Annotated in this window: 12 protein-coding genes; 6 read left to right on the top strand and 6 right to left on the bottom strand. The window is 37.8% G+C overall.

The window, feature by feature from the left end:
• Positions 1 to 8: 8 nt before the first annotated feature.
• Together BW932_RS07295 and BW932_RS07290 are read left to right on the top strand one after the other, a co-directional pair.
• The gene (locus BW932_RS07295) at positions 9 to 1,853 is read left to right on the top strand and encodes a M1 family metallopeptidase (RefSeq protein ID WP_076386867.1); all 1,845 of its coding nucleotides are present in this window, start codon (positions 9 to 11) and stop codon (positions 1,851 to 1,853) included.
• Positions 1,854 to 1,917: 64 nt separating this feature from the next.
• Positions 1,918 to 2,679: a type III pantothenate kinase gene (locus BW932_RS07290; RefSeq protein ID WP_076386821.1), complete on the top strand. Its 762-nt coding sequence runs from the start codon at positions 1,918 to 1,920 to the stop codon at positions 2,677 to 2,679.
• Positions 2,680 to 2,752: 73 nt separating this feature from the next.
• Here BW932_RS07290 and BW932_RS07285 read toward each other — a convergent pair whose 3' ends face one another.
• The 6 genes from BW932_RS07285 to BW932_RS07260 all read right to left on the bottom strand — a co-directional run bounded on the left by BW932_RS07285 (position 2,753) and on the right by BW932_RS07260 (position 8,683).
• Complete coding sequence (locus BW932_RS07285; RefSeq protein ID WP_076386820.1) at positions 2,753 to 3,184, bottom strand: nucleoside deaminase; 432 nt, start codon at positions 3,182 to 3,184, stop codon at positions 2,753 to 2,755.
• Between the two features lie 68 nt (positions 3,185 to 3,252).
• A complete protein-coding gene (locus BW932_RS07280) occupies positions 3,253 to 3,771 on the bottom strand; it encodes an energy transducer TonB (RefSeq protein ID WP_076386866.1) in 519 nt (172 codons plus the stop codon).
• A 378-nt stretch (positions 3,772 to 4,149) separates the two neighbouring features.
• The gene (locus BW932_RS07275) at positions 4,150 to 4,791 is read right to left on the bottom strand and encodes a 50S ribosomal protein L25/general stress protein Ctc (RefSeq protein ID WP_076386819.1); all 642 of its coding nucleotides are present in this window, start codon (positions 4,789 to 4,791) and stop codon (positions 4,150 to 4,152) included.
• A gap of 134 nt (positions 4,792 to 4,925) precedes the next feature.
• Positions 4,926 to 5,864 (bottom strand): ribose-phosphate pyrophosphokinase, encoded by a 939-nt coding sequence (locus BW932_RS07270; RefSeq protein WP_076386818.1) that lies wholly within the window; start codon positions 5,862 to 5,864, stop codon positions 4,926 to 4,928.
• A gap of 89 nt (positions 5,865 to 5,953) precedes the next feature.
• Entirely contained in the window at positions 5,954 to 7,429 is a 1,476-nt protein-coding gene (locus BW932_RS07265; protein WP_076386817.1) for an SGNH/GDSL hydrolase family protein, read from the bottom strand.
• Positions 7,430 to 7,444: 15 nt separating this feature from the next.
• Positions 7,445 to 8,683 carry an OmpP1/FadL family transporter gene (locus BW932_RS07260; protein ID WP_076386816.1) on the bottom strand — a complete coding sequence of 413 codons (1,239 nt, stop codon included), beginning with the start codon at positions 8,681 to 8,683 and terminating at the stop codon, positions 7,445 to 7,447.
• 387 nt (positions 8,684 to 9,070) lie between these two features.
• Here BW932_RS07260 and BW932_RS07255 point away from each other — a divergent pair, with 387 nt between their 5' ends.
• The 4 genes from BW932_RS07255 to BW932_RS07240 all read left to right on the top strand — a co-directional run bounded on the left by BW932_RS07255 (position 9,071) and on the right by BW932_RS07240 (position 14,908).
• Positions 9,071 to 10,444, top strand: coding sequence for a PSP1 domain-containing protein (locus tag BW932_RS07255; RefSeq protein WP_076386815.1), 1,374 nt, complete (start codon positions 9,071 to 9,073; stop codon positions 10,442 to 10,444).
• Positions 10,431 to 10,901 carry a gliding motility lipoprotein GldH gene (locus tag BW932_RS07250; protein ID WP_076386814.1) on the top strand — a complete coding sequence of 157 codons (471 nt, stop codon included), beginning with the start codon at positions 10,431 to 10,433 and terminating at the stop codon, positions 10,899 to 10,901. Before BW932_RS07255 ends, BW932_RS07250 begins: the two co-directional genes overlap by 14 nt.
• 8 nt (positions 10,902 to 10,909) lie before the next feature.
• Positions 10,910 to 13,288 (top strand): penicillin-binding protein 1A, encoded by a 2,379-nt coding sequence (locus BW932_RS07245; protein WP_076386813.1) that lies wholly within the window; start codon positions 10,910 to 10,912, stop codon positions 13,286 to 13,288.
• Positions 13,289 to 13,363: 75 nt separating this feature from the next.
• Positions 13,364 to 14,908: a protein adenylyltransferase SelO gene (locus BW932_RS07240; RefSeq protein WP_076386812.1), complete on the top strand. Its 1,545-nt coding sequence runs from the start codon at positions 13,364 to 13,366 to the stop codon at positions 14,906 to 14,908.
• Positions 14,909 to 14,910 lie beyond the last annotated feature (2 nt).

Below are 14,910 nucleotides of genomic sequence, written 5' to 3'. Positions count from 1 at the left end.
ATTTAAAAATGAATATGCGACTTTTTATTCTTTTCTCTTTAATCTTCTCCCTCTCTTCTGCTCAGCAAAATGCTTATTATCAACAATCCGCCAAATATAAAATGGATATTGATGTAGATGCAGAAAATTTCACTTACCAAGGAAAACAAACTTTAACCTACACCAACAATTCTCCCGATGAACTGACGGTCGTTTACTTTCATTTGTATTGGAATGCTTTTAAAGCAGGATCAATGATGGATCAAAGAGTTGGTGGACAAGGAAAAAACGGTGACTCACGATTACAGAAAGACGGAATTTCCCGATTAGCTTCGATTCCCAAAACGGAAGAAGGCGCACAAAACATTCATTGGATCAAACAAAATGGAAAAGACCTGAAATTTGAAATTCAGGAAACCATTATGAAAGTGGAATTGGCAACTCCCATCAAACCCAACTCTTCTACTACTTTTACAATGGATTGGGATGCTGTAATTCCCATGCAAATTCGACGTTCAGGCAGAAACAACCGCGAAGGAATTGATATGACCGTGACGCAATGGTACCCGAAAATTGCAGAGTATGATTACGACGGTTGGGCGACTTTTGATTATGTAGGGCGAGAATTTCATGCCCCTTTTTCAGATTTCGAGGTCAACATTAGAATAGATAAAAATTACGTGATCGGAGCCGGTGGAATTTTAGAAAATCCACTAGAAGTAAAAGGTTACGACGAAAAAGCAACCATTAAAACCGATGATAAAAATAAAGCAACCTGGAAATGGAGCGCAAAAAATATGCTCGATTTTGCGTGGGCTGCAGATAAAGATTATACCGTAGAAAATTTTACCGTTCTCGACGGACCAAAAGTGTATTATGTTTACCAAAAATCGGATAAAACAAAACTGTGGAGCGACTCTAAACCTTACATTACCCAATTTTTTCAATTGATGAACGCCACCTTCGGACGATATACTTATCCGACCTACAGTTTTATTCAAGGTGGAGACGGCGGAATGGAATACGGAATGTGTACCATGATTTTAGGAGAAGCCAATAGTTTAGAAGGCTTACTTGGTTTAATGGTTCATGAAGGTGGACATTCCTGGAACCAACAAATTATGGCCTATAACGAAAGCATGCGACCTTGGATGGATGAAGGTTTCACGAGTTATTACGAAAATTTGGTGATGCATCAAATTCTTCCGCCAAAAGTTGCGACTGCAAATCCGTTTGTTGGGACTTTGAACGCATACAGAAATTTTGTGAAAAGAGGAATCGAAGAACCTGCAGTTTGGTTTGGTGATCACCATGATAACGGAGGCGCCTATTCATTTGCAAGTTATGTGAAAGGCGAACTTTTTCTGGTACAACTCGGCTATATTATGGGCGAGCAAAATTTATCTGTAACCATGAAAGAGTTCTACAATACGTGGAAACTGAAACATCCAACTGATCGAGATTTAATGCATATCGCACAAAAAGTATCGGGAATGGATTTAAAATGGTTCCAGAATTATTGGATCAACACGACGAAAACCATTGATTATGGAATTAAAGAGGTGAAATACGACGCTAATTCTACAACGGTTACTTTGGTCAATAATGGAACTGTTCCGATGCCGATTGATTTTTCAATTTTGACGAAAGACAAAAAAGTCATCAATTACCAGATTCCATTGAACATGACGCATGTTTGGAAAAAGAAAGATATTTACGGCGATTTCACGACTTTAAATTATTGGCCATGGACGCAAAAAGAATATACTTTTACCATTCCTTACAACAAATCGCAGATTTCTACTTTAGGAATTGATTTTTCACAAAGATTGGCAGATGTGAATATGGCGGATAATATGGTGGAAATAAAGTAGGGAAAAAACGAGTAAAAAGCCAGAAAAGCCAAAATTTAGAATTTGAAAAAACTAATTATTTTACATGAATTCCATCGTTATTAACATCGGGAATACCAACATCAGATTCGGCTTGTTCGATGATGACAACTGCGATATTTCCTGGATACTCAACACCAAACCTTACAGAACGAGTGATGAATTGCAAATGCAGTTTATGATGATGTATCAAACGCATAAAATTGATCCCGAAAACATTGATAAAATCATCATCGGATCTGTAGTTCCGCAACTAACCCATGATATTACACGCGCTTTAAAAAAAATTCATCGCAAAAATCCCATCATTGTCGATCGAAATACGCCCTCGAATGTAGAGCCCAAATCGAAGCAGATGGGAACTGATATCTACGCGAATTTGGTTGCAGCACATCATCTTTATCCTGCAGACAAAAAGAAAATCATCTTTGATTTCGGTACGGCGCTTACTGCAAGCTGTTTGTCGGAATCGGGGGAAACTTTAGGCGTTATTATCGCACCTGGAATTATTACTGCATTAAATTCACTTATTCACGACACTGCGCAGCTCCCGGAAATCGAATTGATAAAGCCTAAATCTGTTCTTGGTTTAGACACGGTTTCGTGCATGCAAAGCGGAATGGTTTACGGCTATTTGGGAATGGTGGAAGGTTTTGTAGATCGGATTAATGATGAAGTTCACGATGATTGTTTCGTGATTGCAACGGGTGGAGTTTCCCATGTTTATAAGCCTTTAACAGATAAAATTCATATTGCCGACCGATTGCATACGTTGAAGGGATTGTATTATTTAGGAAAAGATCTTTGATGAGTTGACGGTAGAAAATTGTCCATTAAAGGTTTTACACCTCTTAAATAATTCGGGACTCGCAGAAATTCTGTTATCTTTTATTTTTAAAAAATTCTTTTACCATCACCGAACATTCGTGTTCCATTACTCCCAAAACAATTTCTGTTTTCGGGTGTAGTTGCAAGTTTTTATTGATAAATCCTCTTTGCTCATCTCTCGCTCCAATGACGACTTTTGAAATTTGGGACCAAGTTAGAGCGCCGCAACACATTACACAAGGCTCCATTGTAACGTATAAAGTACAATTTTGCAGGTATTTTCCGCCCAAAAAATTCGCGGCAGAAGTGATTGCCTGCATTTCTGCGTGTGCAGTAACATCATTTAAAGTTTCTGTGAGATTGTGAGATTTCGCCAAAATTCTGTTATTAGAAACGATGATGCAGCCAATCGGAACTTCATCCTGTTCAAAGGCAATTTGGGCTTCTTGAAGCGCCATTTTCATGAAATATTCGTCGGTAAACATTTGTTAGGTGCTAGATGTTGGATGTTGGATGTTGGATGTTGGGAAATTCAACTTTTCAAATTTTAGTTCTATTCAAAATTCATTGCTAAGGGAAGCCGAAATCTGTAGCGAACTGCGGTTCCGTTGATGATTGCGGGGGAAAATTTTTCGGGCAAAAGGTACATCGCGATTTCTGCTTGTCGGTTAAAAGCAAAATGATCGCCTATTGCGTGTACAGAACTAATTGTACCATCTTTTTCTACCACGAACATAACTTCGGTTCTAATAACTACTTGATCGGGTAAAATAGCTTCGGTATAGAATAAATCGGCGACTTGTTTCCGGAGGATATTAAATCCGCCTGGATATTGAGCGACCTCTTCAAGTTCCTTTATTGAGGGATTGTCAGCGAAGACTTGCCGAAAATTTTTATGCATTGTATTTGCTAAATCTTCCCGGTTTTTTACCTTGATTAAAGTCCCTATAAGCACCGTATTTTGAATACTATCTAGTTTACCCATAAATTCGGAGAAATCTTTTTTGATGTTCAGTTTTTGAAACGTGTTGTCTTCGTTATCGAATTTTTTCTTGAATTCGCTATTGAGCATAAAACGTTGGTAGTCAAAATATTTTTTAACTGAAATGAATTCTTCGTTTTGTTGAGCATGAAAAAAAGAGCTGGTGCAAAAAAGAATAATATAGAATAATTTTTTAATCACATTTGGGTTTTGAAGTAAGGTAAAAGTAGGCAAAAAAATTAATATTCTTTCTATCGAAAATCGGGTTTGGATTTTTGGTAAAAGAAAACGCATTTTGTTGATAGCCCCGATCGCAACGGCATCCTTTTTCTTTTTTTTCTCCGAAAAAAGAAAAAGATAGAGTGTAGAGCGGGACTTACCTTGGAACAGAGACGAAACCTTGTTGCTTCTAAAAAAGAAAAATCCCGCCAAAATAAATGACGGGATTTGATAATTATTTTGAGAAAATTATTCTGCGCTAGTTTCCTCTGTAGCTGGAGCTTCTCCTTCTACAACAGTTTCTTCTTCATCTTCATCGTCTTCTATTACAGCACCGCCTTTCATAGCAGTTCTAGACATCTTCACAGCAACTACTACTGCATTATCTGGATGCATAAAAGTGAAATTATTGGTTTTGATATCGCCAACATAAAGTTTGCTTCCGATTTTCAAAGGAGTAACATCAACAACGATCTCATCTGGCAAGTTACCAGGAAGGGCTTTTACTTTTAGTTTTCTGAAAGACTGTCTCATTGCACCACCGGCAACAACCCCTTTCGAACGACCTGTAAGAGCAACAGGAACTTCCATTACCACCGGTTTATCATCTGACATCTGATAGAAATCAGCGTGTAAAATTTTGTCGGTTAATGGGTGAAATTGGATGTCTTGAAGGATTGCAGGAATTGTTTTTCCGTCAACCTCAATAGATACCGTGTGTGCTTCGGGAGTATATACTAAACTTTTGAAAGATTTTTCTTCAGCAGAAAAATTTAGGGTTTCAGCACCTCCGTAAACAACACAAGGAACTAATTCAGCATCACGTAAAGCTTTAGTAGACTTTTTGCCCACGGTTTCTCTTTTTGTACCTTGAATTGTGATAGATTTCATATGTAAAAATTAATTTATTTTTTATTTGTCATATGTTATCGCCTACTTTTACTAGGCTTGTTTGTGCAAACCAAAAATGGCGATTTCATAATGTATTATAAAAATTTTAAGGGTGCAAATGTACCAATTTTTTTTTAAATAATAAATTTCTCGCTGATTGATTTATGCTCGTGCACCATTTTCATCACATCGGCAAAAAGTTCGGCGCAGGAAAGGACTTTAATTTTGGAAGATAACTCGGTTTTAATAGGAATACTGTCTGTAACAATGACTTCGGAAAGCTGCGAGTTTTCGATGTTTTCGTAAGCTTTACCTGAAAGAACACCGTGTGATGCCATTGCTCGTACACTTTTTGCTCCATTTGCGACTAAAATATCTGCCGCTTTGCAAAGAGTTCCAGCAGTATCGATCATATCATCGATGAGAATTACATTTCGATCTTTTACATCTCCGATGAGGAACATTTCATCAATTGAGTTTGCTTTTTTTCTTTCTTTATAGCAAATTACGACTTCTGCACTGAGATGGCTCGCGTAATTTTTCGCTCTTTTTGCTCCTCCCATATCTGGCGAAGCGATGGTCAAATTTTCTAGATTTAGCGATAAAATATGATCGATAAATAATGTTGAAGCATACAAATGATCCACAGGAATTTCAAAAAACCCTTGAATCTGATCGGCATGAAGATCCATCGTCATCACTCTAGTTGCACCGGCTGCAGTTAACAGATTGGCTACTAATTTGGCGCCAATAGGTGCTCTTGGCTGATCTTTCCGGTCTTGCCTCGCTAAACCATAGTATGGAAGAACTACGGTGATGCTTTTTGCTGAAGCACGTTTTGCGGCATCGATCATCAGGAGCAATTCCAGAAGATTGTCTGCTGGTGGAAAGGTGCTTGCGATTAAGAAAACTCGTCCGCCACGTACAGATTCGTCGAGGACGGGTTCGAATTCGCCATCACTAAATTCTTGTACTTTGATTTTTCCTAATTCCTGCCCATAGAAGTGGGCAATTCTTTCCGCTAAAACTTTACTGGTTCTTGTGGAAAACAAATAACTTGCTTGGTCAGCCATTTTTACTTTTTTAGATGCACAAATTTAAAAAAATAAAACCACCCGAGGAATCTCAAGTGGTTTTAAAGTAAGAATATTTTCAATACTGATTATGGGAAGGTAACTCCAGTGTAAGAATTAACATTTACCATAGGAAGAGTTGATTTATATTTTTGGTTAATAACTTTTAAGAATTCATTAGCAATTAACGCGTAACCTCTTCCGGTAAGGTGAACTCCATCAAGGGAGAAAGTTCCTCCTGTAACGAATGTTGCAGTGTATTTCACACCGTCCCACTGTAATCCTGATGCAGCAGAAAGTTGCGTCATTTTTGCATTGGCATCAACAAAAGCCAAACCTTTTGCATCTGCAATTGATTTGATGGCAACGTTGTATGCTGCTGTTGCAGTAAGAACTTTTCCTGTTTCTTTTTCTGTGAGCACATATTTATCATCCAGAGCAACTGATGTACCACCACCTGCAGTTGGATTTAGTACAGATGATGCAGGAAGCAGGATAAGGTCTCTCGTGGTAGTTTGTCTGTATGAAGGCAGTCCTAAAGCAGCAAGGTTAGTAAGATCTTTATCTTTGATCACTGCGCCATTTGCAACACCTGCGGTAAATTTAACCAATCTTACCTGATATTCTGCATCGGTGATTAGTCCTGCAGCTTTTGCCTGACCTAATCCTCCGTTGTATTGTGCGTAAGCTGTATTTAATTGGGTAACTTGGGCATCAGATAGACCTGCAATTGGTTTCGCTGGAACTCTAGTAAAATAAGGAATTGAAGTTACGTTAGGAATATTTGCAATAATTCCTTTTGCGCCACCTGCGGTTAAAGCGGTAACATAACCGTTAATTACTGAACCAACAACCGCTGGATCTGTAATGTCATTTGATCCATAAGTCGCCGGGTTATTGCCGGTTCCTGTTTGGTCAACTCCTGCTCCTCCACTTGTTGCATAAGACAATACATCGTTATTTCCGATCCAAAGTGAGAAAAAAGTAGGAGCTTGCGCTACAGCATCACCGATTACAGAAGCTGTTGTGCTGGATGCAAATCTTACAAAATAAGGATTTGCTGCCCCTGCTGATAAGGCAGCGGGATTACCATAACCTGCTAAACCTAAATGGAAAGATTTCGCTCCGGGAACACCCATATTTTGGTAAGGACCTGCGCTAAGGATATTAGCAAGCGTTGTAGTACCCATTATTTTGGTGGGATCTTCATTTCTAACTGGCAATAAAGAGCCGTTAATGACTTTCAGTTCCAGTTTGTCCAGAAATCCTACGGCTTTTATACCGCCTAAATTATCTGCCATCAAAGGTTGTTTGAAAGTTCCTCCACCAGCTAAAGCCATTTGTTTGGCCATCATGGATGGGAAAGATTCATTTTGCCCGTCAATGTATAACGCGCCATCCCTGTATCCGCTCGTTAAAGAGTTTCCTATTGAAACAAACTTGGTAAAATTTGCATCTCCTTTTGAAACTACAATACTACTAACATCGGTATCAAAGTCTGTTTTACAGCTTACTGTAAATAACAACGCCGAAACAGCGATTGTTGAAATTAATATTTTTTTCATAATTATATTTAAATCTTAAAATGGGTTGTAAGATAAGCCTAAACCAAAGTAATATGCTTTAGCTTTTGCCTGACCATAAAAACTAGTATTAGCGTTTTTAACATCTCTGCTTTTCGGAAGTGCAAGTCCACCTGCAACATCAACGCCAAGTCCTTTACCGAATTTAAACCCTAAACCTGCAGTAATTACGTTGGAATCAAAAGAAGGGGTTTCAGCTTGGAAATTTTCATCACTATAAGGTGATTCATCATAGTAATATCCGGCACGAGCAGCAATCATATCAGTAACTTGGTATTGAGTTCCAAATCTCCAAGTCTGGGTGTTTTGAAAATTCTTCGGACTTACCAAAACGGTAGGATCTGTTGGTTGATTACCAATAGGTGCGTTTGCAAAATCTAAAGTTAGACTGTTATATCGATCCCATCCACTGTAGTTGAAATCTCCTGAAACCAACCACTTCGGAGTCACTTTGTAAGTTACACCGATCGTGTACTCATCTACTAAAGGTAAAGTTGCTTTAAAAGAATCCTTACCAGAACCATCTAGACCTAAAGCAGGGTATAATGCTGGAGAAATATCAAAACTTACGGTTCCATTTTTTGCTTCCATATCAATAGGAGATCGATATGCAATGCTGACGTCTACTTTTTCACTAGGTCGGAAATAAAATCCGAAACCAAAACCGCTTCCGGTTGCTTTATCATCTTTCAAGTTAAGGGTTCCGCCTAATTGCGTAGCTGCTTTGTCCCAGTTTACACTCCCTCTTGCATAGATATAACTACCACCTAAAGAAACCCATGGTGCTAATTTAAAAGAAACCATCGGTTGGAAATAAAATGCTTGCAATTCTAGTCGTTGTACGATTTCTCTTCCAGCCCAATCAGAAGGCCACTCGATCGTGCTTCCAAATGGAGTAGAAAAATTAAAACCGACAGAAACATTATCCAACACTTTATATGCTACAGCAGCATAAAGTGGAGTTCCAAGTGGGTTATTCGTTTCGTAGGACTGCAAAGTAGATAAATTCTGATAAGTGACGATTGATTTCGCACCAAAACCACCCGCTGCTACACTTAATTTACTTGGAATAAAAGACATTCCAGCTGGATTGAAGAAAGTGACACTTGCATCTTCTGCATGTGCGCTCGTGTGAGCCATTGCCAACTGTCTTACTCCTTGCAAAGAAACCCGAAAGCCGCCTGCGTAAGATAAAACCCCTGCCAATAGTGCTGTTGTTACAACTATTTTTTTCATATATTCATTATTAATGTGCCAAATATAAAATTATTTTTTCAACAATTGTTAACAAATCATAATTCTTTTTAAACAAATATCAATTTATTGAACATGTTTAAAATTTAGACTACTGGAAATAATCAAATAAGTCTTTATTTAAAGGCGTTTTACAAATAATTGAATCAATAAAAAAAACTTAGTTTAATTTAAATAATGCAAGTAAAAGCAAAAAAGTTACCGCATTTTAAATTATATGATTTGCATAATAATATCAAATTGTTTAATTAATTCGTAAGAATAGCGCTTATTCATTGAAATTTAAAAAACTATTGTTTAAATTATATCTACATTGAATTAAACAAAATAAATTTATACTAAATTTGCAACAATTAGATATATAAAAATATGAGTTGTGGATGCAAAACATCCGGCGATTCTTCCCATTCATGCGGAACAAAATCTGCAAATGGCTGTGAAAGTGTAAATACCTGCGGGAATAGCTATAAATTAAGCGTTTTCGATTGGCTCTCTAACATCAATAATCCTTCAACATCGCAAACCGATTTTGTAGAGGTAAGATTCAAGAACGATCGTAAATTTTTTTATAAAAACGTAAACAATTTACCGCTCCATATAGGAAGCGTAATCACAGTAGAATCCAGTCCGGGTCACGATATAGGTGTAGTAAGCCTTACAGGAGAATTGGTTAAAATTCAGATGAAGAAGAAATTCGTCACTGAAGATAATCCTCTGAAAATTTACCGACTTGCCAATCAAAAAGACATCGAAGTTTGGCAAGAATCCCGCGCAAAGGAAGAACCTATAAAAATTCAGGCACGGAAAATTGCGTATGGTTTGAATATCGACATGAAAATCACCGATGTAGAATCTCAAGGAGACGGCGGAAAAGTAACATTTTACTATACTTCCGATACTAGAGTGGATTTCAGACAGTTAATCAAAGAATTTGCGGGAACTTTCCGAACAAAAATAGACATGAAGCAGATTGGTTTCCGACAGGAAGCTGCAAAAGTTGGTGGTATTGGTTCATGCGGAAGAGAGTTGTGCTGTTCAACTTGGTTAACTGACTTTCGTTCGGTGAATACGAATGCCGCCCGTTATCAACAATTAAGCATTAATCCACAGAAATTAGCAGGACAATGTGGAAAATTGAAATGTTGTTTGAATTACGAACTCGACAGTTATTTGGATGCTTTGAGCGATTTCCCTCCCTCGTCTTCCACGATTGATACGGTAAATGGAAAAGCATTTTGTATTAAAATCGACGTTTTCAAGAAGAAAATGTGGTTTGCATACGTTGAACGTTCTATGGCATGGTACGATTTGGATGTTGCGGACGTAAAAAAGATGATCGCCCAAAATAAAAATGGACAGAAAAGTGCGCCATTAGAGGATATTAAGGTTCTAGACATTCCGGTTAGATCTGTTGATTTAATTCAGGAAAATACGATTGACCGCTTCGAAAGAAAAAGTAAAAATTCAGGGAAAAATTCAACCAGAAAAAAACCGAATAATAACAATCAAAGACCCAATCAAAACCCTGATAACAAAGCCACTGCGAATCAGCCGGAGAGAAAGCCAAATAATCCTGAGAGAAAACAGCCCAATCAGAATAAACAGCCTCAGAACAAACAGCCTCAGAATCAGCAGAACCAAAAACCTGCTCAAAATCAAAAGGCCCAATCTGATCAACCTCAAACGCAACAACCGAAAAAATTTAAAAAGAAATTTCCGCCAAAACGTGATGACAATACATAAGATAGGGAACCTATTTTTCGTTTTATTTTGTCTAATGAGTTGCAATAGCTCATCGGAAAAAGTAGAAATGAAAAACCTCAACGGAATCTGGGACAAAAAAACGCAACAGAAATTTGATTTTAAGATTGATGATGCCCAAAATCCGAAAAATATTATATTCGTTGTAAGAAACAATAATGACTATCCGTACAGCAATATTCGTTTTATTGTGAATGCTACTGATGCTCAAACAAAAAAGAAAAGTGTTGATACTTTAAATTATGTTTTAGCAAAGCCAAACGGCGAATGGATCGGTAAAGGGTTTGGTGATACAAAAGAAACATTGTTTCAGTACAAATTGAATTATAAATTCCCTAAAAATGGTGATTATTCGATCGGAATTATTCAGGCAATGAGAGCCGATCAGTTAAAAGGAATTGAAGATATTGGTCTAAAAATAGAAACTGTAAAACCGTAATTTCATTTATGGAAAACAAACAAAATCCAGGAAACAAACCGAAGCAAACGTTTCCGCTTCCTCCCAAAAAAGTTAAAAGAACCGGTTGGAAAAAATGGGTCCGAATAATCTGGATCGCTCTTCTCATTTTGATTTTAGGAATCTCTTCCCTATTCTTTGGTGTTTCTCAAGGATTTTTCGGAAGCATGCCCGATGTGAAGGAGCTCGAAAATCCCGATATTTATGTAGCATCCGAAATTTATTCTTCCGATGGAAAACTCTTGGGGAAATTCGAAAAAGAAAAAACGCAACCCGTTACTTACAAACAACTTCCTCCTTATTTAATTTATGCTTTACAGGCGAAAGAAGACGAGCGTTTCAAAGAACACTCCGGTATCGATTTGCAATCTGTAGCAAGAGCAGTCGCATTCGGCGGAAAACGAGGCGGTGGTTCTACCATCACTCAACAGTTGGCAAAATTATTATTCACAGGATCCCGTTCGCAGAATAAAACCACTGCAGTTTTCCAAAAACTTAAAGAATGGGTTGTTGCGGTGAGTTTAGAAAAGAGATATACGAAAGAAGAAATCATTACGCTTTACTTTAACAAATTCGATTTCCTCTACAATGCAAACGGAATTGAAATGGCTTCCCGAGTTTATTTCAACAAAAGCACCGCTCAGTTAACGCTTCCAGAAGCAGCGATGTTTGTTGCAATGCTCGAAAATCCCGTGAAAAATAACCCGATGCGGAACGAGGAGCGAGCAAAAAAACGAAGAGATGTCGTTTTGGATCAGATGGTGAAAACAGGTTATTTAGACCAACAAAATTATCAGAAAGCGATCGAAACTCCCGTTGCATTAGATTATCATCCGATTAAATCCATTGATGATGGTTATTCTGCTTACTACAAATTTTATTTAAGAAAAGAAATTGATGGTTATTTAAAAGACTATGAAAAGAAGACGGGGAAGACCTTAAACCTTTACAAAGACGGTCTTAAAATATATGTTACCCTCGATTCAAAAATGCAAGGCTACGCAGAAGAATCCATCAAAGAACACTTAACAGATCTGCAAAAAAGATTTGATGCCGAACAAAGAAATAGAAAACAAAGACCTTTTTATTTAATTAGCGATAAGCAAATCAGCAGCATCATGCTTAGTGCCATGAAAAGAACCGGCCGCTACAAACAGCTGAAAAATGCGGGTGTTTCTGAAGATTCGATTATTCTTGATTTTAAAAAACCGATCAAAACTTCTCGCTTTACGTGGAGTGGAGAGGAAGAAGTTGAAATGTCTCCATGGGATTCTATCCGGTATCACAAACAGATTGCGCAAGCTGGTTTAATGTCGATGGTTCCTGGAACAGGCGAAATCAAAGCTTGGGTAGGAGGAATCAATTGGCAACATTTTCAATATGACCACATTAAACAAGGGAAAAGACAGGTAGGATCTACATTCAAACCCTTCGTTTATGCAACTGCCATTATGAAATTAGGAATGACCCCTTGTTCTACCGTCTCTAATGCAACCTACCGTAAAGGAACTTGGACTGTAGAAGGTTCTGGCGGAAGTTTAACCTTGCGCGACGCTTTAGCAAATTCTAAAAATCCAGTTGCTGTGCGATTAATTGAAATGACGACTCCAAAAAGCGTGATACAAACCGCACGAGATCTAGGAGTGACGGAAGAAATGCCGAACGAATATGCAATTGCTTTAGGCTCTTCGGATATTACTATTTTCGAAATGCTCGGAGCGTACAGTACTTTTGCGAACTACGGAAACTACATTAAACCTGAAATGATTTGGAGGATAGAAGATGCGAATGGTAGAGTCATCAAAGAAGTGAAACCAGTCATGAAAGAAGTAATGAATGAATTATACGCTTACACGATGATTGATTTAATGAAAGGTGTTGCAGAATATGGTACCGCTTCAGGAGAATTAGGCAGAAAGGGAATTCCAAAATCTACGGAAATTGCCGGAAAAACAGGAACCACTCAAAATAATTCCGACGGTTGGTTTATGGGAATGACGCCAAATCTAGCCACTGGTGTTTGGGTCGGCTGGGAAGATCGAGCCACCCATTTCTGGGGAACTGGTGAAGGACAAGGTGCAAAAATGGCACTCCCAATTTGGGCAATCTACATGAAAAAAGTTTGGGCCGACAAAGAATTGGGTATTTCGCCCGATGATAAATTTATCAAACCTTCCAACTGGACCGGAAACTGCTCTGATTTACAAGGTTTAGGAGGATATGGTGATGACGGCGGTTTACAAACCCTTGAAGAACTGAAAAATCCTAAAGTCGTACAACCTTCCGGACCGAAAAAATCGCAGGGTACGAAAGAAGAAAATGTAAACGAAAACATTAACACCGGAGAAGATATCGATTTTAACAAGTAACTCCGATTTATAATATTCATCGAAAACATCCTTTCAAATTTTTGGAAGGATGTTTTTTTTAACGAACTTTGAAAGATGAATTTAGACCGTATCACGCAACAATATTTAGAAATCTTTCCTGGAGATTTTTCTGAAAATCCACGCCAAAGACAAACACCAAAAATACTTTTTGCTACAACCGATATTGTACATTTCAAAAATCCCGAATTGATCGCCTTTAATGAAAATCTGTCCGAAGAAATCGGTCTCGGAAAAATTGAAGATGATCGTGATATTGCCTTTCTAAACGCAGCTTCGCTTCCGGAAAATATAAGAACATACTCCACCGCTTATGCAGGTCATCAATTCGGAAACTGGGCAGGACAATTAGGCGACGGAAGAGCGATCTACGCCGGAGAAATTCAAAATAAAAACGCAAAAAAAACCGAACTTCAATGGAAAGGAGCCGGTGCAACTCCTTACTCCCGAAATGCTGATGGAAGAGCCGTTTTGCGTTCCTCTGTGAGGGAATATTTAATGAGTGAGGCAATGCATCATCTAGGAATTCCTACGACAAGAGCACTTTCACTTTCCTTCACCGGCGAAAAAGTAATGCGCGATAAGTTGTATGACGGAAATCCCGAATATGAAAAAGGCGCAGTTATGCTTCGAACTGCCGAAAGTTTTTTGCGATTTGGTCATTTTGAACTCATTTCTGCCCAAAAAGAAATCGAAACATTACAAAAACTTACAGATTTTACCATCGAGAATTATTTTCCAGAAATCGATTCGAAAAGTGAACATAAATACGCAGATTTCTTTCAAAAAATTTCTGAAAGAACGGCAGATTTAATCGTAGAATGGTATCGCGTCGGTTTTGTTCATGGCGTGATGAATACTGATAACATGTCGATTTTAGGCTTAACAATTGATTATGGACCATTTTCCTTCCTAGATGAATACGACTTAAATTTCACACCGAATACCACCGATTTACCGGGTCGCAGATATGCATTCGGAAATCAGGGGAAAATTGCACAGTGGAATCTTTGGCAATTGGCAAATGCTCTTTTTCCCCTCATTAAAAAGGAAGCCATTTTAGAGAAAATCCTCAATGATTTCACCAAAATGTTTTGGGAAAAGCACGATATCATGATGGCGAAAAAATTTGGATTCGACCAAGTCTTAGAAAGTGACGGTCCGTTTTTCACCGATGCTCAAAAACTAATGGAAGATTTAAAAATAGATCACACGCTTTTCTTTCATCGATTGGAAAGTTGGACAGAAAATTCAAATCTAAAAACCCATTTTGAAAACGTATTTTATGATCAAATTACTGATGATCAGTTTTTAATCCTCGAAAATTTTATAAAAAATTACAAAGAAAGGCTGGAAAAAAACAAGATTTCTCGCGAAGAATCTGTCGCCTTAATGCAAAAAACCAATCCAAAATTTATCCTTCGAAATTATCTTCTATTTGAATGCATCAACGAGCTGGAAGAAGGGAAAAAAGATCTTTTCAATACAATTATTTTGGCGCTGGAAAATCCGTACCAAGAAATTTATCCGGAATTCTCTAAAAAACGACCGCCGATCTACAACAATCAGAGTGGTTGTTCGATGCTGTCTTGCAGTTCCTAAAT

The organism is Kaistella chaponensis (genome assembly GCF_900156725.1).
Lineage (GTDB): Bacteria > Bacteroidota > Bacteroidia > Flavobacteriales > Weeksellaceae > Kaistella > Kaistella chaponensis.
Note: the sequence above shows the minus strand (reverse complement) of the source record. Positions and strands in the feature narration are given on the sequence as shown.